Source organism: Rhizobium sp. SG741 (genome assembly GCF_012275435.1).
In the GTDB taxonomy this organism is placed as follows: domain Bacteria; phylum Pseudomonadota; class Alphaproteobacteria; order Rhizobiales; family Rhizobiaceae; genus Rhizobium; species Rhizobium lusitanum.
Genome location: NZ_JAAZQP010000001.1, coordinates 32,195 through 53,219, shown reverse-complemented (window position 1 = coordinate 53,219; position 21,025 = coordinate 32,195). Strand labels below are relative to the sequence as shown.

The 21,025-nt window shown below is 57.5% G+C and carries 29 protein-coding genes; 12 read left to right on the top strand and 17 right to left on the bottom strand.

Annotated features, from left to right (window positions below):
- Position 1: 1 nt before the first annotated feature.
- From FHT29_RS00290 to FHT29_RS00210, 17 genes are all read right to left on the bottom strand, one after another.
- On the bottom strand, positions 2 to 376 hold the full coding sequence (locus tag FHT29_RS00290; RefSeq protein ID WP_168598960.1) for a DUF6511 domain-containing protein: 375 nt from the start codon (positions 374 to 376) through the stop codon (positions 2 to 4).
- A 223-nt stretch (positions 377 to 599) separates the two neighbouring features.
- On the bottom strand, positions 600 to 1,541 hold the full coding sequence (locus FHT29_RS00285) for a DNA methyltransferase (RefSeq protein ID WP_168598959.1): 942 nt from the start codon (positions 1,539 to 1,541) through the stop codon (positions 600 to 602).
- Complete coding sequence (locus FHT29_RS00280; RefSeq protein WP_168598958.1) at positions 1,538 to 2,920, bottom strand: helicase-related protein; 1,383 nt, start codon at positions 2,918 to 2,920, stop codon at positions 1,538 to 1,540. Before FHT29_RS00280 ends, FHT29_RS00285 begins: the two co-directional genes overlap by 4 nt.
- 50 nt (positions 2,921 to 2,970) lie before the next feature.
- Complete coding sequence (locus FHT29_RS00275) at positions 2,971 to 3,186, bottom strand: hypothetical protein (protein ID WP_168598957.1); 216 nt, start codon at positions 3,184 to 3,186, stop codon at positions 2,971 to 2,973.
- Positions 3,183 to 3,902: a hypothetical protein gene (locus FHT29_RS00270; protein ID WP_168598956.1), complete on the bottom strand. Its 720-nt coding sequence runs from the start codon at positions 3,900 to 3,902 to the stop codon at positions 3,183 to 3,185. The genes FHT29_RS00275 and FHT29_RS00270 overlap by 4 nt, the downstream gene beginning before the upstream one ends.
- Before the next feature lie 65 nt (positions 3,903 to 3,967).
- Positions 3,968 to 5,755, bottom strand: a complete 1,788-nt coding sequence (locus FHT29_RS00265; RefSeq protein WP_168598955.1) for a DEAD/DEAH box helicase family protein — start codon at positions 5,753 to 5,755, stop codon at positions 3,968 to 3,970.
- Positions 5,755 to 5,991, bottom strand: coding sequence for a hypothetical protein (locus FHT29_RS00260; protein ID WP_168598954.1), 237 nt, complete (start codon positions 5,989 to 5,991; stop codon positions 5,755 to 5,757). The genes FHT29_RS00265 and FHT29_RS00260 overlap by 1 nt, the downstream gene beginning before the upstream one ends.
- A gap of 41 nt (positions 5,992 to 6,032) precedes the next feature.
- Positions 6,033 to 6,686 carry an NERD domain-containing protein gene (locus FHT29_RS00255; RefSeq protein ID WP_168598953.1) on the bottom strand — a complete coding sequence of 218 codons (654 nt, stop codon included), beginning with the start codon at positions 6,684 to 6,686 and terminating at the stop codon, positions 6,033 to 6,035.
- Complete coding sequence (locus FHT29_RS00250) at positions 6,686 to 7,585, bottom strand: oxidoreductase (protein ID WP_168598952.1); 900 nt, start codon at positions 7,583 to 7,585, stop codon at positions 6,686 to 6,688. The genes FHT29_RS00255 and FHT29_RS00250 overlap by 1 nt, the downstream gene beginning before the upstream one ends.
- A gap of 301 nt (positions 7,586 to 7,886) precedes the next feature.
- Positions 7,887 to 8,168, bottom strand: coding sequence for a hypothetical protein (locus tag FHT29_RS00245; protein WP_168598951.1), 282 nt, complete (start codon positions 8,166 to 8,168; stop codon positions 7,887 to 7,889).
- 4 nt (positions 8,169 to 8,172) lie between these two features.
- On the bottom strand, positions 8,173 to 9,237 hold the full coding sequence (dnaN, locus tag FHT29_RS00240) for a DNA polymerase III subunit beta (protein ID WP_168598950.1): 1,065 nt from the start codon (positions 9,235 to 9,237) through the stop codon (positions 8,173 to 8,175).
- A gap of 60 nt (positions 9,238 to 9,297) precedes the next feature.
- Positions 9,298 to 9,939: a hypothetical protein gene (locus FHT29_RS00235; protein WP_210255342.1), complete on the bottom strand. Its 642-nt coding sequence runs from the start codon at positions 9,937 to 9,939 to the stop codon at positions 9,298 to 9,300.
- Positions 9,940 to 10,165: 226 nt separating this feature from the next.
- Entirely contained in the window at positions 10,166 to 10,981 is an 816-nt protein-coding gene (locus tag FHT29_RS00230; RefSeq protein ID WP_168598949.1) for an ATP-binding protein, read from the bottom strand.
- A gap of 11 nt (positions 10,982 to 10,992) precedes the next feature.
- A complete protein-coding gene (locus FHT29_RS00225; RefSeq protein ID WP_168598948.1) occupies positions 10,993 to 11,349 on the bottom strand; it encodes a hypothetical protein in 357 nt (118 codons plus the stop codon).
- A gap of 66 nt (positions 11,350 to 11,415) precedes the next feature.
- Positions 11,416 to 11,991: a hypothetical protein gene (locus FHT29_RS00220; protein WP_168598947.1), complete on the bottom strand. Its 576-nt coding sequence runs from the start codon at positions 11,989 to 11,991 to the stop codon at positions 11,416 to 11,418.
- The gene (locus FHT29_RS00215) at positions 11,991 to 12,293 is read right to left on the bottom strand and encodes a hypothetical protein (protein WP_168598946.1); all 303 of its coding nucleotides are present in this window, start codon (positions 12,291 to 12,293) and stop codon (positions 11,991 to 11,993) included. Before FHT29_RS00215 ends, FHT29_RS00220 begins: the two co-directional genes overlap by 1 nt.
- Complete coding sequence (locus FHT29_RS00210) at positions 12,290 to 12,559, bottom strand: helix-turn-helix domain-containing protein (RefSeq protein ID WP_168598945.1); 270 nt, start codon at positions 12,557 to 12,559, stop codon at positions 12,290 to 12,292. The genes FHT29_RS00215 and FHT29_RS00210 overlap by 4 nt, the downstream gene beginning before the upstream one ends.
- Positions 12,560 to 12,669: 110 nt before the next feature.
- On the opposite strand from FHT29_RS00210, the gene FHT29_RS00205 reads away from it, so the two are divergent.
- From FHT29_RS00205 to FHT29_RS00150, 12 genes are all read left to right on the top strand, one after another.
- Positions 12,670 to 13,293, top strand: a complete 624-nt coding sequence (locus FHT29_RS00205) for a hypothetical protein (RefSeq protein WP_246702962.1) — start codon at positions 12,670 to 12,672, stop codon at positions 13,291 to 13,293.
- Positions 13,294 to 13,910: 617 nt separating this feature from the next.
- On the top strand, positions 13,911 to 14,624 hold the full coding sequence (locus FHT29_RS00200; protein WP_168598944.1) for an XRE family transcriptional regulator: 714 nt from the start codon (positions 13,911 to 13,913) through the stop codon (positions 14,622 to 14,624).
- Between the two features lie 91 nt (positions 14,625 to 14,715).
- A complete protein-coding gene (locus FHT29_RS00195) occupies positions 14,716 to 15,084 on the top strand; it encodes a hypothetical protein (RefSeq protein ID WP_168598943.1) in 369 nt (122 codons plus the stop codon).
- 127 nt (positions 15,085 to 15,211) lie between these two features.
- Entirely contained in the window at positions 15,212 to 16,078 is an 867-nt protein-coding gene (locus tag FHT29_RS00190) for a hypothetical protein (RefSeq protein WP_168598942.1), read from the top strand.
- 55 nt (positions 16,079 to 16,133) lie between these two features.
- Positions 16,134 to 16,403, top strand: a complete 270-nt coding sequence (locus FHT29_RS00185; RefSeq protein ID WP_168598941.1) for a hypothetical protein — start codon at positions 16,134 to 16,136, stop codon at positions 16,401 to 16,403.
- Positions 16,400 to 16,882 (top strand): hypothetical protein, encoded by a 483-nt coding sequence (locus FHT29_RS00180; protein WP_168598940.1) that lies wholly within the window; start codon positions 16,400 to 16,402, stop codon positions 16,880 to 16,882. The genes FHT29_RS00185 and FHT29_RS00180 overlap by 4 nt, the downstream gene beginning before the upstream one ends.
- Positions 16,879 to 17,097, top strand: a complete 219-nt coding sequence (locus FHT29_RS00175; RefSeq protein ID WP_168598939.1) for a hypothetical protein — start codon at positions 16,879 to 16,881, stop codon at positions 17,095 to 17,097. Before FHT29_RS00180 ends, FHT29_RS00175 begins: the two co-directional genes overlap by 4 nt.
- A complete protein-coding gene (locus tag FHT29_RS00170) occupies positions 17,094 to 17,348 on the top strand; it encodes a hypothetical protein (protein ID WP_168598938.1) in 255 nt (84 codons plus the stop codon). The genes FHT29_RS00175 and FHT29_RS00170 overlap by 4 nt, the downstream gene beginning before the upstream one ends.
- Positions 17,345 to 17,689 (top strand): hypothetical protein, encoded by a 345-nt coding sequence (locus FHT29_RS00165; protein WP_168598937.1) that lies wholly within the window; start codon positions 17,345 to 17,347, stop codon positions 17,687 to 17,689. Before FHT29_RS00170 ends, FHT29_RS00165 begins: the two co-directional genes overlap by 4 nt.
- Positions 17,686 to 18,039, top strand: a complete 354-nt coding sequence (locus FHT29_RS00160; RefSeq protein ID WP_168598936.1) for a hypothetical protein — start codon at positions 17,686 to 17,688, stop codon at positions 18,037 to 18,039. Before FHT29_RS00165 ends, FHT29_RS00160 begins: the two co-directional genes overlap by 4 nt.
- A 187-nt stretch (positions 18,040 to 18,226) precedes the next feature.
- Positions 18,227 to 19,378, top strand: a complete 1,152-nt coding sequence (locus tag FHT29_RS00155) for a site-specific integrase (RefSeq protein ID WP_168598935.1) — start codon at positions 18,227 to 18,229, stop codon at positions 19,376 to 19,378.
- 682 nt (positions 19,379 to 20,060) lie between these two features.
- Positions 20,061 to 21,002 (top strand): site-specific DNA-methyltransferase, encoded by a 942-nt coding sequence (locus tag FHT29_RS00150; protein WP_168598934.1) that lies wholly within the window; start codon positions 20,061 to 20,063, stop codon positions 21,000 to 21,002.
- The last annotated feature ends 23 nt before the right edge of the window (positions 21,003 to 21,025 follow it).

The following is a 21,025-nucleotide window of genomic DNA, read 5'->3' as shown; positions in this document are numbered from 1 at the left end:
ATCAGAACGGCGCGCTTTTCAGCGCCTCCCGAAGTCCGCGGGCGCAGCCCTCCCACGCAGCTTTGACAAGCAATCGCTGATCAAGCTCGTCGTAATGCGCCAGGTCGGTCAGGTTGCCTTTGGACTCGATGAACTCGCCCACGGCATCAACGCCGGCGTCGAGTGCCGCGAGCTCGTAGTCATCAAGGCGACGGATTTTCTTGTAGTCGTCGATCGCCACGATGCACCTCTTGCATAAATATTGGGGGTCGCCAGGTTTGTGGTTGGCGCCAATCGCCACGGCACGCATGCCGCAACAAAAGCACGTCGTGGGGTCGCCGATGGCGTCGACAGTGGGTGTGAAAGGTACGGCGGCCTTTCCGGGTAACTTGGTCATGCCGCCACCGCCTTCCTAATCCACGCCAGCACTCGAAGCGCCGGGTAGCTCGACAGCCGACGGCCGTCTTCTTTCACTTGCAGCAGGTTACCGCGCGGAAATCCTGGAGGGGGCCTGAATCCCTTCGGCGTCACGAGAGTTACGCAGGCATCCTTTTTAGGCCAGCCGAATTTACGAGCAGTGTCGAGGCTCGCATTGCAGGTTGCCTCCATCTCTGTCGGGCTCATGCAGCCACCTGTTCCGGCTCATTGTCATTAGCGGCAAATAGGTCCTCGCCAGGCTTCGTCGCCGCAGCCTCGCCTAGGTTCTTCACGGCCTGGCGGAAGTAGTTCGGATTGAGTTCCGTCCCGACAAACCGTCGACCCTGCTGCAGGGAAACGTACCCTTCCGAGCCGATGCCCATGAACGGGGAGAAAACCACGTCGTTGGGATTGGACCACATCCGCAGCGCCCGCTTCGTAATATTGAGCGGCATGGGGCAGAGGTGCTTTTCGTCCTTGTCGGAACGCGCCACCTTCACATTTAGAACGTCGGTCTCTGGCAAATCCTGCTTGCTGAAGTTCCATACCGGCGAAGCGTGGTCCTGCCATTCTTCGACGGGAAAGCTCTCTTTGGTGTGCGTCACTGGCGCGACTTCGTCGCCGTCCTTGGCCCACTTGCGGAATACCAGCAGATATTCCGGCATGCCCATCCGGCTGAAGGTGCTGTCGGCGCGCAGCGTCTTCCACAGCAGGCCATGCGCCTTCGTCTTCTGCATCTCGCGCACTGGATCACGCCAGATCGTGACTCGGGAATGGAAATCCCAACCCTCTTGGATATGCAGACGGGTGCAATCATCAGAGAATGGGCGAAGGCCGGCCGTACCTCTGGCGCTGCTGTTTTGGTAGTAGACGAGATCCTTGACATGGATGGCGGTCAGTCGGCCGGGACGCGTGACACGCAGCTTCTCGCGGACGAGATAGCGGTACTGCTCGAAAAACTCGTCATCGCTGGCGCAGTTGCCCATGTCTGCGACGCTCTCGGAGTAGATGTAGAGCGACGAGAACGGCGGGGAGTAGACGCTGAAGTCGATGCTGTTATCGTCCAAGCCGGTCGTGAACGGCACACAGTCGGCGTTGTAGGCGGCCCAATTCTCGCCGGTGGCTTGATCCAAAACCTTCGTCATGCGGTAGCTCCTCTCATCCATGTAGGCAGTTTGATTTTCTTCGTCGGCTGGTAGTCGATCTTGACCTGCCGGCTTTCGTGCGCCCTGCGCATCGCGGCATACATCTCGACTTTCATCTGCTCGTGATCGCCGCTCTTGCGGTTGATGACGTCCCAAATCGCACGCTCCGTGTCGGCAAGCGCGATATGAACGTCGACCGGTCGTTTCTGCCCGAACCGGTAGCAGCGGCGGATTGCCTGGTAATAGGCCTCATAGCTGAAGGACAGGCCGGCGAACGCCATGCGGGCGCAGTGCTGCCAATTCAGCCCGAAGCCCGCAATGCTCGGCTTGCTGATCAGCACGCGGATATTGCCTTCGCTGAAGCCGACAAGACGCTCTTCTTTGACCGTGTCCGTCATCGATCCGCGGACTTCGATGGCGCCGGGAATGCGCTGCATCAGTGCGTCAGCCTCATAGTCCGTATCGCACCATACGATCCACGCCTCGCCGCGCTCTTCGTTGACGCGATCGGCGATCTCGGCGGCGCGAGCTTCGGCCGTGAGTCTCTTCTCTTTGTGGATCGCCGTGGCGCTGGTGTCCGGAATGCGAAAAAGCCGATCGCCGGCGTCGATCGAGATGTCTGATTTCACCACGTGCCGGAACACATTGAGCGGCGGCAGCTCAAAGCCCTCATCGGAATAGCCAAGGTCGGATGGCTTGGAAATGCACCGCGCCCAGCTGGCCACCCAATTCCAATATGGCTTGACGGCGTGGCCTTTGAGACGATAGCGGCCCATATTGTTCTGATCGGCGATAAACCAGCGCGTCAGCATCTCGTTGGAATTCATGACGCCAAGGAACTGCGAGTGCTGGCCTAGCTCCATATGATCGTTGGGCGCCGGCGTCGCGGTGCAAGCCAGCCGGAACGGCGTTGCATTCCACATCGCCATCATCTTGCGCGTGGTTTGGCCCGTGAAATTCTTGATGATGCTGGATTCGTCGAGCACCACTCCTGCGAAATCGCTCGGATCGAAATGCTCAAGCTTCGCATAGTTCGTGACGTTGATGCCTGGACCTATTTCGCTTCGATCGCGAACGACGCGGGCATCGTCATAGCCGAACTTCTTCGCCTCGCGCACGTGCTGTGGAGCAACGGCAAGAGGCGCCAGCATCAAGATAGGCTTTCCGGCGTGCTCTGCCACGACGCGCGCCCATTCCAGCGCAACGAAGCTCTTGCCCAGGCCAGTGTCAAGGAAAGCCGCGCCTCCGCCGACGCCAAGCAGAAACTCGGTGACGTCGCGCTGATACGGAAACATGTCGCTGTGCAGTGACGGAATATTCGATAAGCCGCGAAGCGGCGCGTCGGCGCTCTTGCGCGCCAACAGATCGGCGTACGTCATCTTGTCTCCTCGGACTGTGGTGGTGTTCCGCGCGTTGGTGGCGCGCTGTGCTAAACGATGCGTAGAAGCAGAGCCTTGATATCGTCGATCGATTTAGAGGCCTCGATATCGGCTATAAGCTCTTCACGCATGACAATGCGTTTGGCTTCTAGCATGCCAATGCCGCGTTCCTCGCGCATCTTGCGGACACGGTCGGCCGCACTGCTCGTGGCTAACTCTGCCTCGACGCGAGTTTCAAATTCATCACCCCACAAACCACCGGTCATGCCGCCCTCTTGTCTTCAGTGACAGAAAAGCCAGGCACTGCACGCGCGCCGCCGCGCACAGCTTCATCGGCCATCTTCTGCGCCAGAGCATTGAATTCGCCCGGCGAACGCGCAAAAGCCCAATCCAACGCCTTTTCTGCGTCCTCAAGCGTTGCCACCCATACCGTTCGCAGGCCGGTTCCGGTCGTCGTGGCCTTGTCCCACCGACGCGCCGTCTTCTCCAACCGCTTCGCCTCGGCAAGTTGCTCCTCTGCCTCCTCACGTGCTGCAAGGTTGCCGCTGCTGGCGCGCATGGCTTCGTCAGCCGCCTTGCGGGCTGCCTCGGCAGCTGCAGCGATTTTGTCAGCTTCAGCCTTCTTCTCGGCCGCGACTTTCGCGCGCCACGCCGCCAATAGGTCGCCGAGCGCTGATTTGCCCAGATCGACCTTGCCGCGCTTGGCCTGGATGTATGGGTTGAACTCGTCCTGAATGGCCTTGATTTGATCGTCTAGCGGCTTTTTCTTCTCGACGCGCAGCTCGTCAGCCTGCTTCCCGAGCTCGTGCAGGCCGTCATACAGCTTGGTGATTGCGTCGTGCATCGCCTCATCGGTGATCGGCTCGCCGTCGGCCCAATTCTTGGCCTCGTCGTATAGATCGTCGATCTGCTGGAAGATGGCTTCATGGGGCGGCAGGTTGTGGTCTTTGCCGGCGATGGCTGTGGGGTCGAAGTCGGTCATGGCGTCTCCTCGATCATGGTGAATTGGTAGCCTGAAGCTGGTGTAAACTTACAAATTTGTCAACGTCAGAATGGTATGTCGTCGTCCATTTGCCGTTCCCAATCGGCCATGCCACGACGCTCGACGTTGTCGTTGGCAGGAGTCGGCACATTGTCGTTGGCCGGCCTTGTTGCGCCGACGCGGTAATCGACGACGTTCCAAAACTTACCGGACGGCTCAACGCTGATCTCGTCGGTGTCGCGCAGTTCCCCTTGCCGTTCCAGCCACTCCAATGCTGTTTTGGGGAATGGTCGACTACCACCATGCGCGTTCCAAAACCTATCACTGTCCGACCTGGCTCTTCCACCGGCCGCCGGCGCGTACCATTTGTTGATGGCAGTGTAGCCTGTAACAAAAACCGTCTTTACGCTGTCGGGCTTTCCGTCCTTGCCAGGGTGATTCAAAAAGCGCCTATCAGTCACGCGCCGCCAATCCTCTTCAGCAACCGTGCCCAAGATAGCGACATCCGTTGGCCGGGCCGTGAACTTCGGCTTCTCCTCAAACACAAACTGATAGTCGCAGTTCGGGCAGATTCTGGCGCTAGCGGCGCATATTTCCTCACAACCAAACTTTCCGGTCGGATCTGCTACATCTGTCGGGCAGATCTTGATTGGTGGCTCACCGGTTCCGCTGCCTGGCTTCTTGGGCTGCACGCAATCGACCGGGCCGTGTCGCTCGATATTCCCAGCAAAGTTCATGTACCGGCAATTGGGCTTCGAACCGCGTGCAATAGCGGCCTTTCTGCCATCGGCGTCCGTCGCGTCCGGATTGAAGCCAGCCGGCCAAACGACGCGAGTGCCGCGGACGGCGCGCTGCACGTATCTGTTCGTGGATTCGGTCGGCGCCATATCGGCGACGAGATCGATGCAGGGAATGTTCGTGCCCGTCGACAAGACATTGTCATTTGTGCAGCCCCATAGGCGGCCGGCCTTCAGGTCAGCGATAATCCTGCGGCGTTCGGTTTTGGGGGTCTTTCCGCTCAAGACTTCGCATAATTTGCCGTGGGCGCGAATTTCATCGCGAACGTGGGTTGCGTGGTCGATGCCATTGCAGAAAATAACGGCTGTGCGGCGATTTTCCTCCTCGGCATAGCGCATGATTTCGAGAACTGCGGCCCGCGTCAGCTCTTCTTTGTCGGTCGCCTTGGCCAGATCTGACTTTTTGAAGTCGCCGCCAAGTCGGTGTACACCGGCCATGTCGTACTTCACGTCACTCGGCTTGCTGGTCAGTCGACTGAGGTAACCGTCTTCAATCCCCTGCGCCAGACTGTAGGTGTAGACCACAATATCAAAAAGGCGGTCATCGCCTTCATCAAGGCGGCCTGAATCCAGACGATACGGCGTGGCTGTGAAGCCAACCAGCTTCATGTCGGGATTGATTTCCATGAGCGCAGCGATAAGCTTGCGGTACATGGTATTATCATCGTTCGGCACAAGGTGGACCTCATCAATAATCATCACATCGATGTGGCCGATTTCTCGCGCCTTATCCCAGATCGTCTGAAGCTGGGCGAATATAACCTGTGATTGCCGATCGCGGCGCCCAAGGCTGGCGGCATAAATTCCAGCGTTTGCGAACGGGCACATCCCTATAAATTCTTTGAAATTGTCTCCGACAAGTTCCTCGACGTGCACGCACGACAGAACGCGCATGTCCGACCATCCTTCAATAAGGCGCTTGATGACCATAGCCATCGTGCCGCTCTTGCCAGAGCCACCTGCCATATCGACAAGAGGATGACCCGGCTCCTCGTTCCAATAGTTGAAAATGGAATCGACGGCCTCGACCTGATAATAACGTGGATTGAATGGCATCAGGCGGCCCTTCGCATGCCGCCAAAGATTTCAATCTCGATCGACTGAGCAACCATGTAAGCAATCGTGGAACGCGCTTCGTCGGTTAGACCATCATGCGCTTGGATCTCCCAATAAGCGCCTCCCTGCGGCGTTCTTGACCAGATGAATGCCTTCTCCAAAAATGAAATGTCTTCAAGTGCACGGCGCGCGTGATCAACTCTTAATTGCATATGGTCAAAGTCATAGAGTGCCATTTGGTCTCCTCTTGTGGTGTGCGGTCAGGCGTTGGTGGCGCCTAAGCCGATAGTCTCATGGGATTGTTGTCGTTTGCTGGGATCGGTGGATCTGCCTCGACACAGATGCGGGTGCGCAGGGCCGTGCAAATCGCGTGCGTGATCTGTTCTCCGGTCAGGTTCCATCGAATTCGGTCGATCGACTCATCCATGTCCAACTTGCTGATCGACTTGATGCCAATGCGCCGTAGAATGGCATGAAGCTCATCGCGCCAAAGCATCCGGATAGCCTCTGGTGGCAGACAGAACGTCGGCTTTCGATATCGCGCTTGGTTGTGCCACCTCTCTCCGCAATGGATGTGGCCGCTGCGTTGTGCCTTCGGATAGATCCAAACAGTTGCGCCTCGCGCCTGATCAGGCGGAAAGGCTTGGCCTCTCAGATCCACGACGAACTTCTCGTGAAGCGCTGCGAAAACGAACGGCGTCACGCCGCGCATAGCTTTGATCTGATCCGGCAGGCGATCGAGCTTGTCTTTCGCAGATTTGATCTCCACGGCAACAAGTCGATCGACGCCGATGGCCAGGACGTCTATTCGATTGCCAAAGCTGCAGGTGTTGATCTCATGAACGATTCTGCAGCCAGGAATCATGAGCCGCAACATTTCGACAACTGGCTGTCGAATTTCAGCCTCTGCGCTAGATCGATATGCTGGCATCAGCCCACCTCCGCTTGTGTTGCGCCGTCGACGTATGTCGTGCCGTCTGGTCTGCGATAGGTGATCGTCTCGTTCTCTTGGTCGACTTCTACCTGCTCAAATCCAGCGAGCATGCTTGGAATGAACAGATGAGCCGGACAGCCGGCGTCTTGCTCCGCGAGCGACAACGGTTTCTGCCAGCGCGCACAATCCCATCCGGCATTGCCGTCCATCAGCGGAGTGCTGTGGAGGCAAGACCGGCAGTGAGCACGCGGCATCATATCGCCCCAGCAGACGGCGGCCTGCCTGCAGAACGCACCGCGGAAGTCGTCACGCTTGGTGCAAAGCCGTGACGGCGGCTCTGGCATGTTGATGATTCGCTCGATCCTAGCTACGGCGCGCGCCGCATACTCAAAATCGTATTCGACGCGCTCGAAATGCAGATCCTCGTCGTTCTTGTTCGACATCATGTAGTAAACGCGATCGATGCCGAGGCCGTGCATATAGAATTGGAAGGTGGCGTAGTGCTCCGGCTTGCCGATCTTTACGCCATGCTTTTTGACCTTGGCGAATATCTCCTGTTTGGCTGACTTGCATTCGACGACGTGCTCTTTCTTGGGCGCTTCCAGCAGCCCTAGAGCGCGGCCGTCTATCTTGCCGCGCAGATGTCCACCGCAAGCGCGCACTCGGTCCTGCTCGCCCCAGACGTTCACGCCTACCATTCTGAGGAGATCTAGGAGGCGTTCTTCCTCTATGTTGCCTCGTTCGAAGATGCGCCGCTTCTGCCATGTGATGACTTCAGGCACAGACGCGCGCCGAAAGGCCAGCCAGACGGCGCGGTCGCATTCCACGCCGATGTCGCCGGCAGGAACGCCGACGGACTCCCACTCGTCGTGACCAGCTTCGAGGGCTTCCTGCACAGCGCGGAGCGTGGATGGCGTGACCTTTGGGATAGGTGCCATTATATGCCGGCCTCCCGTGCCAGCATCCTGGCAATGGGATTTCTGGCTGTCAAAAGGCCGCCTTGCATATCGAGGTACGAGCCGTTGGCCTGAAGACCTCCCCCGAACTCTAGATCGTATTTTTCCGACTCTGACCATCCGCACGCACAGCCGTAGGGGCCGTGGATAACGCCGACGCCGACATCAACACTATCGCGCCAGGCACCATCGCCGCACCGAGGGCATATGCCCTCGGACATCATTGTCTCATGAACTTTGGTCATGCCGCCACCTTGAGAGCCATAGCCAACTGGTAGGCAGACTCGCAAGCTGCTTTGCTCTTCCAGCTAGGCAAGAACTCACGCTCGAGCGCGGTGATGCCATCATTGATGCGGCCCGATCTGATCATGACGATGGCGGACAAAACCACGTCGCGTGGACTTCCGGAATGGCCGATTCTCTCGGCCATATCCAAAATCTCTTCGTCGGTCAGCGCCTCGACGATCTCATCCATTTCGACGTCGACGCTGACCGATATGCTTTTGCGGGGGTGCTTTGCCATTCGCCTAGACTCGCATCGGCATGCCGACGAGCGTAAGCCCCTCAAAGCAGGCAGAGGTGAAGAGCCCCGGCGAGCCGCTATCGGCGAGAGCAATCGTGACCTGGCCGGATGGCATCGCGCCGAACATGTCGCGAAGATACGCGGCATTGAAGCCGATCGATATTGGTTCGCCGCTGTATTCTGCCTCTATTTCGTCGGTCGCGCTGCCCGAATCCGGATTGCTGACGGTGAAAGTAACTGAGCCCGGCGCGATGCTCAGCTTGACAGCACGACCGCGCTCGCTGCTAACCGTCGACACGCGATCGGAAGCCTTCATGAACTCGTCTCGATTCACCGAAATGAACTTGTCGTTGCTCTTGGGGATGACACGCTCGTAATCCGGAAACGTTCCGTCGACCAGTTTCGACGTCATGACGAAGTCACCGGCCGTGATCCGGATCTTGGATTCGGAAACTGCAACGGTGACGGTGCCTTTCGGCAGAAGGCTGACGGTCTTGCGCGGAACGATGACGCCGGCGAAGATTGGACCGGCGTCGCCCACGTTCTTGGCAAGGCGGTGACCATCAGTCGCTACCGCGATCGTGCTTTCTTCCGTGCCAATGAAGAAGACGCCATTGAGGTAATAACGCACCTCTTCGCTGGATATTGCGAATGAGACCGGCGCGAAGAATGCCGCAAGGTCGATATCGAACTCCGTCGTGAATTCGCCGGCGCCAGCGATATCGGGGAAGTCCGATGCCGGCAGCGTGGCAAGGGTGAACTTGCTTCGGCCGGATGCGAAGATGAGACTGTCGCCCTTCTTTTCGATCGAGATATCGTCGGAGCCTGCCTTCTTGACGATGTCACCGAGCAGCTTGGCGCTGACTGTGAGGCTTCCAGGCTTGGCGATCTTGGCCGGTGCGCTTGCCGTGGCCAGGATATCGAGATCCGTGCCTGAGACGGTGAGCGTGTCTTGTCTGGCATCGAGCAGGACGTTGCTCAAGATCGGGATGGTGTTTCTGGCCTCGACGACACGGCCGACATTGGTAATGACGCGCGCCAAGTCGGCACGCTGAATGGTGAGCTTCATAAAAATCTCCTCTTGTGGTGGAAGACGGCGGGCCGCTGGTGACGACCCGCCAAGCGGTAGTTACTTGCTGCCCCAAGGCCGACGGCCAGGCGTAGCAGCAGCAGCTTGCGCTGCAGGGAGTGCGTTGTTATTCGCAGCAGCACGTTGCGCCGGCGCTGGCCTGTTGTCGTTGGCCGGCGCCGGTCGATCCTCGTTGCGCTTCTTGCCTTGCGTCCCGTCGCCGATGACGCCGAGCTCCGGAACGGGCTCTTTGGCCGCGTCATCGGTGTAGAAGAAGCGCTCGATCTGGTTCTTGTCCTTGTAGAACCCACCGGCAGGATTGGCGTTACCGACCTGAATCCCGACCTCGGCAACGAACGATTTGAACAGAAGGTCGTCGGTATCGGTGTCTGCCGTGATCTCCTCGCCGACGGCACGACCGAATCTGTCGAACATGGGCTTTCCGTACTTGTAGGCGCCGTGCTGGTAGCCATCGGAATGGACAATGGTCCAATAGGCCCAGAACTTGCGACCCTTGAATTCCTCAGGCGCGATCACCTCGAATGTGATTTCAGCCTGAAAGCCTTTCTCGTCTTTGGTAGGCGGGAGATTGATCGCCTCCGCCTGAAGCTGGGCGTACATGTGGGGCAGGATGCCACCACCCCCGCCCTGCTTCTCGGTGTTCTCGTATTCTGCCTCGTAGTTATTGCCGATCTTGGCCATGCAAGTCTCCTTCGTGTGGTGGTGGTTTAAGCAGCCCGCGATAATTCGCGAGCGCGGATCTGAGCGAGGCGCTTATCGGTGTAGATCACCGGCTTGTCGCCATCCACGACGTGCGCCCATAGTCCACGTTCGACGTTCGCCTGGATGCCGAAAAGGGGTTCAGCTTCCGTGCTATGCCAAGGGTGGACGCGGTGCTTTCGGCCTTGGACCGGATTGCAGAACGCGATCATGCCGCCTCGTCCTGCTCGTCAGGTTCGACTTCCGCCGTGACAACGTCAGGCTGCGGAGGGAAGTAGGTGTTCAACACCGCAAACCCCTGCCCCTGCTTGTATTCAAGGATAGCCTTGGGGATTTGGTACCTGTTACCCGCGATGAAGCCGGGCCGCTCCTGCACGGCGATATTGACTTCGCCGCCGCCCGAACCGCGCTTCGCTGTCTTCTTGAAGCCGAGATCCTCCTTTTGGATCGACACGCGTTGATGCAGGAAGCCAATCAAATCCGAAGCATCGCATACCGCACTGCCGGCGTCGTCGCGCAGGTTGAGCATGTACCGCGGATAGCTGTCGGTGGTGACGCCTGGAACGGTCTTGGCTTTGACGTGCGAGATGAGCACGACGTAAAAACCCGCCTTCTTCAACGCCAGCACCTTCTTGATGAACTCAAGCCAGATGGCGTGAGCTGCGGCATATCCCTTGCCAAATCCTGGCTCCTCGATATCGGCCCAGCCATTGCGAGCGCAGGCCTCGGTGTTGATAAACACCTCCAAGCCGTCCAGCGCGTCGAGCACGAACGTGCGTCGATCGTGTTCCGCCTCAAGCATGAACTCGATCTGATCGAGAACGTCGCCATAGTTGTCAGAGACACCGAAAGATTTCATCGGCGTGCCGGCGCTCTGTCGTTCGCCTTCGCCGGTTCGGCAGTAATATGGCGACGGGAACTCAGAGGCGAGTGTCGTTTTTCCCAGCTTCGCGCCGCCGTAGATCGTCGTGATCGGCGGATCGGTATCGGACGTATCCTTGAGCTCTTCCCAAGAAATTGCCATGCATTTCCCTCCTAGATAATAAGGATGACGCCGAGGATTAAGGCCAAAGCCACAAGGGTCACCCACCAGCTGAACGGATCGGGACCATTCGCGGGGGTCTTGACGCACTCTTTTTTGTTGAGATAGTCGGCAAGCTTGTCAGCGCTCCAAATCACCGCAACCATTGCGGAAATGGCAATGATGCCAGCACCGAAGGCCGGAAAAGCGAAACCGCTGACTACCAAGGCGGTAATCAGGGCGGCGACCAACGCCCGGCGAAGGATCGGCGCCGTAAAAATCGTGGGTGTGATAGCGGTGGCTGGTGCGTCGATCGGCACGTAGTCGATCGGTTCGCCGGTAATGGGTCTACCCCATGGTGAATCAGTCATGGCAAAAGTCTCCTCTAGCCGTGCGCTTGGTGGGCGCACGGCGTTGCTGTGGTGGCTGTTTGGTGGTTAGGCGGCGCGCAGCACTGCGCGCGTCACGGTCTCCGTGACGGTGTCAGCGATCTTGCTATCCGCAAGATCGCTGACACCGAATTCCGATCCGGGATAAAGGAGAGCAAGGCGCTCTGCTTCCTTCGCGGCGCTGTCCTGATCGGCGTGAACCTTCGGCCGTGTCGCCGGCTTCAGCTGGCCGCTCTCGATCAGTGCGACGATGGCGGTGGGTTGGGCGGCGGTGACGAGTTCGATTTCTTCATATGACAGGAATGTGCTGTCGCCAGCGCGATCAGTTGCCCATACGCCACTGTCCAGAACAGTTGTCACAGGAAGAATGTCGCCGGGTTCCGTGCTGCACCAATGAACGAGAGACCGCACCCGGTCGCCGACCTTCGGCGGCCAAGCCACTGGCTGCTCGACGAGCTCGATCTCGTCTTCAAGCACGGCCCAATAGTCGGAGAGCTTATCCCAATCGACATACGGCACTGTTGAATCTTCACGGACAGTTCCGCGATCTCCGACTTGCAGGTTGTAGTCCCGCATCGTATCTTCGGTTAGCCGCACCCGATCTCCAACCTTGAATTTGCTCATTACGCTGCTCCTCTCGTGGTGGTGTCTTTGCGGAGCTCGCGCTCCTTGGTGAAGTCGACGACATTGCCATCGTCGATCGGCAGCTTCGCGCCGGCGGCGCCGGTTGCTGGTCGGTCCATATGCCGAAGCGTCACGGCATAGAACAATTTCGGCTCCATCGAGCCGGCGAGCTGCACAGTGTAAAACCGGCCGAAATCAGATTCGCCGACGACGATGCCAAAAAAATCGGTGTTGAGTTTGCATTCGACCCAATCGCCTTCATCGAAGCAATCACAGTCGCAATTATTGTCGGCCGTGCTCATGCTGCCACCGCATCTAGGGATGGCAGACGCGCCACACTCACTGGCATCCTGCCGCTTGCCGTTGAGCAGCCACCGTTGTGAGGCATCATCTTGATGATCTTGTTGTCGTTCGCGGCAACCGGAGCGCGGCTGCGGAGTGGCGTGCGGCTGCCGCCTAGGCGAAAATAAACCGATTGGTGGCTGACACCCAGTCTTTCGCCGATCGCTCTTAGGGAAAGTCCTTCTTCCCTCATTGAGCGCATAATTTCATTCACAGAGTTGTCCATATAGTCTCCTCATACTCGTGGTGGTGATCTCGGCGCTGGTTGACGCCTTGACAAATTTGTAATATGCGAATGTCTAGTGTAAACATGCCCTCCTATGCAAGGTCGAAACGATGGCCAAAGTCTCCGGCAACTCTCGCTTCGCGCAAATGTTGCTGAACGAACAGACCAGGCGCGGCCTGACGGATCGTGAGATCGCCGAAAAGCATAACTGGCTGCAACAGACGTTCAGCCGTTGGAAGATGGGCAGCTTGCCGCGCCCTCACATGTACGCGTCGATCGCCAATTTCCTGCAGATCGACACGGCCATTATCCGCGAGCTCGTCGACGAGGCGAAGTCCAGCACCGGCAGCAGCAAACTCCCCAAAGTCGGAGCGTTCAGCACGGCGCGTGCCTACGGCAAAGTCGTCGATCGCAAAGATGGCAAGTATGCCTTTGAGGCGTTCAACCAAGGGCGTAAGCGCATTCCTGAAGGTCGCTACGCCATATCGATCGACACTAAAGTCATGGAGCCCGCCCTTCTCGTCGGAACGAAGGCATGGATCGACCCGGCTGTTTGGCCGAAACCAGGCAACGAGGTGATTGTTCATGCCAAGAGCGGGGCGGCGTGGATCGGCCGACTGGTTTCCGTGGCGGACGGACAGGCTACCCTTGAGCGCCTGTCGGCGGGGACGATGACGGTTCGAGACGTAGAGGCTGTACATGTCATCGTCCTTTCTGAGCGGCTAGCGCAGTAGGCGAGCCGATAAAACTTGACAAATTTGTACAATGTTGGTAAACATCGCGCGTCGCTGTGGTGGCGATATGGAAATCCGGAGTTTACGGCATGGCCCTGCCAAGTCTCCTCCTCCGAGATAGTACGAGCTGTATCCGCAAGCCGTTAAACGGGTGGTGCCGGCCTTCGGGTCGGTTTGCGAATGCGGCGAGCTTCTTCAGGGAATATCCGAGAGACAATAAAAACGCCGCCAAATGCGTCACTGCACCCGGCGGCGTTTATGTAAGTCAACTTGATGTTGGTTGAATTTCTCATGATGTCCCCTTTTGTTGGTGCTCCTACAAAAAGGGAAAGCCGCCTCGATGGGCGGCTTCTCTTCTTCTGGGAGGACCTGCGCCTTTCGGCGCTAATGCTCTTCTGACGGTGGTTTCCTTTTTATTTTGCCGCATGCTCACTCCTGAAATGTTGCCCTGTTAAAATTGTCCAATATGAATGCCGGTTGGCTAACGCCGCCCTTTTGAAAAAGTCTTCATTTCTTCAACGAGGAAATCAATCGCATAATCCATTGATTGATTCAACCACTTTCATTGATTTTTGCTGTGTATTTTGATAAATAATTGATCAACAAGGAGATTTTTAATGTCACGGCTTACGGAAAGGTTGCACGAGCAATCTGAAAAACTCAATGTGAAGCAGATTGATATCGCGACTCGGCTGAGCATCACGCCGCAAGCTGTGAACAATCTCTTCAATGGCAGGGCTGCGTCATCGGCATATTGGAAAGAAATCGCGCAAATGCTTCAGATTTCGGAGGTGGAAATGCGTTCTCTGATGACTGAAGCTGGCCGCGATCCCGAGGCGCACAACAAGGCCCCAATAGCCGCCATATATTCCGAGGTGGAGCAATCAAACGCAAAAGTCTTGGAAAATCAAATTCCAACTACGCGGCCGGGCCGCATGCTGCCAGTCCTCGGCGAAGCAGTTGGCGGCGATGACGGGGAGTATATCTTCAACGGCCAGGTCGTCGATTATATCGCGTGCCCGCCTTCTCTTGTAAACGTTCCGGACGCCTACAGTGTATATGTCGACGGCGAGTCTATGTCGCCGCGCTATAAGCCTGGCGAGACTGTTTACGTTCATCCACGGAAGCCACCGAGGCGCGGGGATGACGTAATTGTGCAGATCCGCGGACGCGACGAATCATCGCCTCCACGTGGCTTCATAAAGGAGTTTGTGGGATGGGCTGGAACGAAGCTCGTTCTATCGCAATACAATCCAGTTAAGCGAATCGACTTTGAGCGTGATGATGTGGTGAGCGTTCATTTGGTTGTGCTTTCAGGAAAATATGCATAAAACTAAATCAGGCAATTGACTAAACTAAATTGATTGATTATTGATCTCCTCACCGCCAGTACCGTGGCGGACACCACTGAGGAGACCAACAATGTTAGACAGAAGATTCGTCGACGAACTCGAGACTGATTACACACCCACCAATGCCGCCGGCTCCGTAGAGCCAATGCAGCGCCCTGACCATAAGGCAAAGAAGCGCGGCCGCCCAAACGGCAAGCCTTCCTATATGCGTCGTTTTCCCAAGAACCCTCGCGATGGTGAAGCCGTCGGCGGGGGTCATTTCGTTTTTCGGCGCGGCGATAGCACCGGCCGAATTCGCCCGTGCATGTGGCCCTTCGAACATCCCGATTTCGATTCTGCCTCGAACGAGGCCTCGCGCCTCGCAGGTGAGCACGGCGGCACGTTCGACGTTTTTTCCCGCTCTTTGAGCGTCAGCGTCACCAAGGACGCAGCTGAGTGACAATTCGCGGCTTTGTTCAAGACATATGCGCTGGCTTAGCCGCCGGCGCTTTTGTCTTCACCGTCACCATTTGGGCGTCGTACCTGACGCACTGATCACCACCACACCACATTGAGGAGACTGACTTATGGCCAAGAAATCCACGAAAATCGACGCGACTGCAGAAGCGACACTGACGACCTACAAGGGTTTCGGCAAGGACTGGAAGTGCAACCCAGGCGGCGTATCATTTCAATATGAGATCGGCGCCACCTACAAGACCGACAAGCAGGTCGTGCGTTGCGGCGCCGGTGCGTTTCATTCGGTTCTGATGCCGTTGGATGCCTGGAACTACTACGGGCCAGCTACGAGCAAGTTCGCATCGACCTCGGTCGGCGGCAAAGTCGTCGATGATCCGGATGGCGATAGCAAAATCGCATCGGCCGAGATCACGATCAATGCGGAGCTGCGCCTGCCCGAATTCATTCGAGCTGCGGTAAAATGGATCGTCGATGCGGCGAAAGAGAGCGTTACTACCGGATACCGTGCGCACGCCGCCAGCACCGGGAATGGTGCGCACGCCGCCAGCACCGGGAATGGTGCGCACGCCGCCAGCACCGGATACCGTGCGCACGCCGCCAGCACCGGGGACTATGCGCACGCCGCCAGCACCGGGGACTATGCGCACGCCGCCAGCACCGGGGACTATGCGCACGCCGCCAGCACCGGGAATGGTGCGCACGCCGCCAGCACCGGGAATGGTGCGCACGCCGCCAGCACCGGGAATGGTGCGCACGCCGCCAGCACCGGGAATGGTGCGCTTTCGGCCGCTCTCGGAGCAAGATCCACGGCCAAGGCCGAGGTAGGTGGTGGCATCGTTCTCGCCGCATATGACGAAACCGTCTTCCCGGCAAAGCTCGTTGCCGTCCGCGCGTCTCTCGTTGGCCAGAACGGCATCGAGGCCGGCAAATCGTACCGCCTGACCACCGCAGGCGAATTCGAAATCGTCGAGTAATAGGCATCGGCGGCCGGCACCAACCGGCCGCATCCACCACAATGAGGAGACAACAATGAACAAGCCAAGAAGATTGACACTTGCCGGCCACGAACAGCCGACGCCATATGTCGCACCGCGACGTCCGCTGCCTGCCGTCCCGCTTCTTACGATCGACCGTGCCATTGCAGACGGCATGTCGCCCCTGCAGCTGCGTTGGGTCGCTGAGGCGAACCGGAAGGTGGCCAACGGGAAGAATGCGCGCCTTGAGCGCCAAGCGGCCAATCTGGTGGCAATCGCCGATCGCATGGAGCTGTTGGGTTACCGCACGAAGGTGGCGGCATGACCGACATGGTGCGGATAGCAGAAATAGATCATCGGCCGATCGCCTCCCCCTCCGATGCTGAACGGCATGAGAGGGCGGTACCGGACGGCTGGCAGTTGGTGCCGAAAGTGGCGACGATGGAAATGGTCGCGGCCGGAAGTAACTGGTCGGGTCTTCCGGCGCAAACGTGGACCGACATGATTGATGCCGCCCCACCCCCACCCGTAGCGGTGCAAGACCCGGTGGCCTTGAAGGTGCTGGAGTGGGTGGAAGCGTCAAGCGGATACTGGAAAGCCTATTCCGTAGGCGGCAGGTACAGCACTTATCGTGTGAGCCACGCGCTCGGTTTTGATCTTCGCCGCGATGGCGAAAGCATAGGTGAATATCACCTGTCGCTTGAAGCAGCCAAAGCCGCCGCCCAAGCCGACTACGAGCAGCGTATCCGCTCCGCTCTCTCCACCTCCCAAAGCGACCCCGCAAAGACGGAGGCAGACGGATGAGGATCATCGAAAAGCGCCGAGGCTACTTTCTCGGCACCCACAAGGGCGCAGAGATCGAGATTGATCGTGATCCGTGCCCGGGCGCACCAGAACGCAAATTCTACATCATCGTCCGTTGGAAAGATGGCGGTTATCTCTATCAGGGATGGTCCCCCGAAGGGGTCAATACCATGGCTGAGGCCAAGCGCGACGCAATCAAGGGAGCATGCCTGTGAACAGCAAGGAAGTTCGAATTTACTTTGTTACGTGGCCGGATGGCAAGCTGTTTGAAGGTACGCAGACTAGCACGAGCGAAAGCATCGCCGTTGGTCGCGCCATCCACACTTGGCTCACCCCCCAATTCTTTCCCGCTATTGATCTAGGCGGCCTACACCATGGGCCTATGCGTCCCCTTTGGGAAGCGATGTTGCGTGCCGGCTTCAAAGTCCAGTCTGTTGAAGTCGAAGCACAGGGAATAAGCGCATGACAAATCTGACAGGAAGCGATGAAATCCCGTATCAGTGCGATGCCTGCTCCACACCCGGTTATGGGCTAGACACAAAGTGCGAGTGCTCCCCAAGCGACCCCGCACCCGAGATGGCCGCGCTTAGGGCGGCTCTTGCACCGCTCGTGGCAATAGCTGATGCCTATGACGACAATGCCTTGGACGACGAGGCGCGGAAGTTCTGGGGCCTCAATTCTGAGCACGAGAACGATCGCCGACCGGAAAACATTGAGCTCTATGCTGGTCGTGGTGGGAAACGCCTGCTGACCCTGGCCGACTGCCTCGCAGCCCGCAGTGCGATCAACAAGGAGAAACGCCCATGACGGACATCTTTGTATTCGGCTCAAACCTTGCCGGCATCCATGGTGCCGGTGCAGCTCGCTTCGCTGTCCAGCGCCACGGAGCTATCTATGGTCAAGGCATTGGCCTGCAGGGTCGCAGCTATGGCATACCGACGAAAGATGAGCGGATCGAGACGCGCGGCTTGGTAGAAATCGAGCGTGACGTTATCGAGTTTATGGCCTTCGCTCGATCTAGGCCTGACTTGACCTTCTACGTCACGCCGATCGGCTGCGGACTTGCCGGCTACAAGCGTCCGCAGATCCGGCCGATGTTCGACGGAATGCCGCCCAATTGCAGATTTGCCGAAACATGGGAGGATGCCGACTTATGACCAGAGAACCGGCGAACGACAACGCTCCTAATGGAAGCGTCCACACGCTGGACGAGGCAGCGTCGCATTTGCGTCTCACCAACCGAGGCGTGGCAAAGATCGCCAAACAGCACGGACTGTGCCTGGTGCGCGGTCGGGATATTCTTTTCACTGATTCCGACATTGAAGCAATCAAGGATGTACTGAGATGCCCCTCAAAATCTACAAGCGCGGTAAAGTCTGGTGGATCAGCGGCACCGTCCATGGACAAACTGTCCGCGAGTCTACAGGCACTAACGAAAAAGAAGTCGCGGAAGCGCTCCGTGTCAAGCGAGAGGCGGGCCTCGTAAGCGACCACGTCTTTGGTCCAAAGGCTACCCGCACCTTCGCGCAGGCGGTTGAGTCATATCTGAAGGCTGGCGGAGACCCTCGATTCATTGGGACGGTTGACGCCGGACTGCTTGCTCATTTCTATAGTTGGCCGCTGAAGGACATTCAACAAAACGACCTCGACGACGCGGCGCGCACACTATACCCGACCGGGCAGCCAGAGACGCGCAATCGGCAGTGTTACACACCTTTCGTCGCTGTCTGGAACCACGCTGTCTTGAATGGATGGGCAGACCTCCGGAAGTGGTCTCGCCCGAAGAAGGCAAAGGGCACCAACGTGGTGCGCATTAAAAAGCGCCGTGCCGGCACGTTCCCGGTTGAGTACGGTCACGCGGCCAAATTCATCGCCGCAATGTCGCCGGGGCCGGCCATGCTCATGACGACACTTTTCTATACCGGCATGCGTCCGATCGAGCTGTTTGCGCTTGAAGCCAACGAAGTGAATGTCGCCGGGCGATGGATCACGCTCACGCACACGAAGACAGGCGAGCCCCGCGGCGTGCCCATGCATGAATTCTTGGTGCCGATATTCGAGTCGCTGCTGAAGCGCAATTCGCTGGCAGATGATCCGCGTCTGTTCCGAACACCACGCGGTGAGCCTTACGAGGTCATCGTAACGGATGAGGAAGGGAAAGGAGGAGGAGGTCTTAAGTCCGCTATCAACGGAGCGCGTCGACGTTCCGGCATCAAAGATATCGCGCCCTACACCGGTCGGCACTCTTGCTCGACGGGCCTTGTCGTGGCGGGTGTCCACCCGCACATCAAGGACCAGATCCTTGGCCACGCCGCAGACGACATGAGCCGACACTATACGAACGTGCCGCAGGCGCCGTTGATTGAGGCAATCAACAAGCTGCCGGTGCCAGAGACTTGGCGCGCGCTGGCGTGGCTGGAAGATCCGCTTGCGTGGTCTGGCAAACTCGCGGAGGGAACTGGCCGCCGGACGGATTTGGAGAGGAAGAAGGGATGAGTGTGTGGCGATATTGCAGCCACTGCGGCAATGGCCAAGACAGGATAACGCTCGACGACATTGAGCGAGACGTTTACAGCGACACGTCCCGCGTCAGATGTAGCCACTGCGATGAGGAGCGAGACGACGACACGCCGTACGAGCGGTTTGCCCTGCTGCTGGAAGAAGTGAATAGGCTACGGTCGATCCTGGCGCCGCCTCAACAATAACCCCGCTTCTGCGGGGTTTCTTTTTGCCAATTGCCCAAGTTGTACAAAATATGTACGGTCCTCTGAGGCGCACCATCTAAATACTATGTAAGCATTACACAAATATACATAAGACTAAACCCTTGGTAAGGGAGAGGCCGAGAGTTCAAATCTCTCTAGCAGCACCAGTTTTTCCCAACAATCGTAACTGCAAGACTGTTGCGTGAATTGTGATAAGCGAACGCGAGACTGCATGAAACGTGGCGTGAATTGCACAGCTATATGCGCAATATCCGTGCAACAAGTTCCTGTAACCTTCGTGCGCCGCCCGCAATCGGGCCGCAAATCTTTCATTTCCGGGCCACCGATGCCCCAAAGAAGCCGGTATCAACAGAATCGAGATCTGGCGGCTAAAATGATGGATCCATTGTCCAAATTTCTATAGGGTTGCACCTTGCAAACCGAATGACTTACTAGTCTATTTAGGGTAGAAAATGATTCTGAATATAGAGGAAATCGTGCAGCAGGTCCCTCTGCCAATGATTGTCAAAGATGACGCCAGCCGACAACTCAAGGGCGTTCCCGCGAAGAGCGTCGATCTAGTTGTTTGCTCGCCGCCTTATAATATTGGCAAAATATACGAGCGTGATCGTAAACTTTCCCTCTCCGAATATCTTGATTGGCAGAGCAGTATTGTTGCCGATTTAGCCACAGTAGTGAAACCCACTGGGAGCGTCTGCTGGCAGGTTGGTAACTATATCAAAGACGGCGCTCTTACCCCACTCGACATACCGTTTTATGAGATCTTTCGCTCCCAGGGGTTCATTCTCAGAAATCGCATCATTTGGCGGTTTAATTTTGGGCGAAACTCAGACCGACGGTTCTCAGGACGGTACGAAACCGTTCTGTGGTTCACCAAAAGCGATAGCTACAAATTCAACCTGGACCCCGTGCGAGTGCCTCAGTTATATCCAGGGAAAAGGCACGCAAAATCGAAGGGCTCATCGGCAGGACTACCCAGTGGCAATCCTAAGGGAAAGAACCCGTCAGACTACTGGGAATTTTCAGCTGAGCGCGACTTTTTCGAAAATCCTGTTTGGGAGATTCCGAACGTAAAGGCTGGCCACCCGGAGAAGACCGAGCACCCTTGCCAGTTTCCTATCGAATTGGCGGAACGATGCATCCTCGCACTGACCGATGAAAACGACTTCGTGTTGGACCCCTTTGTAGGCACGGGTGCAAGCATGATCGCCGCAGCAAAGCTGCGCCGCCGTGGCTTAGGAATCGACAAAGACGCAGGCTTTGCCAAGTTAGCATCCGACCGAATTGCAGATTTCTCGAACGGTACTCTCAAGATGCGGCCGTCAGGAACGCCAGTACGCCGCCCGGTGGCGGGAGAGAAGGTAGCCAAGATACCTGAGGAATGGCAAATGTAATATTAGGGTTGATGGCTGGGGAA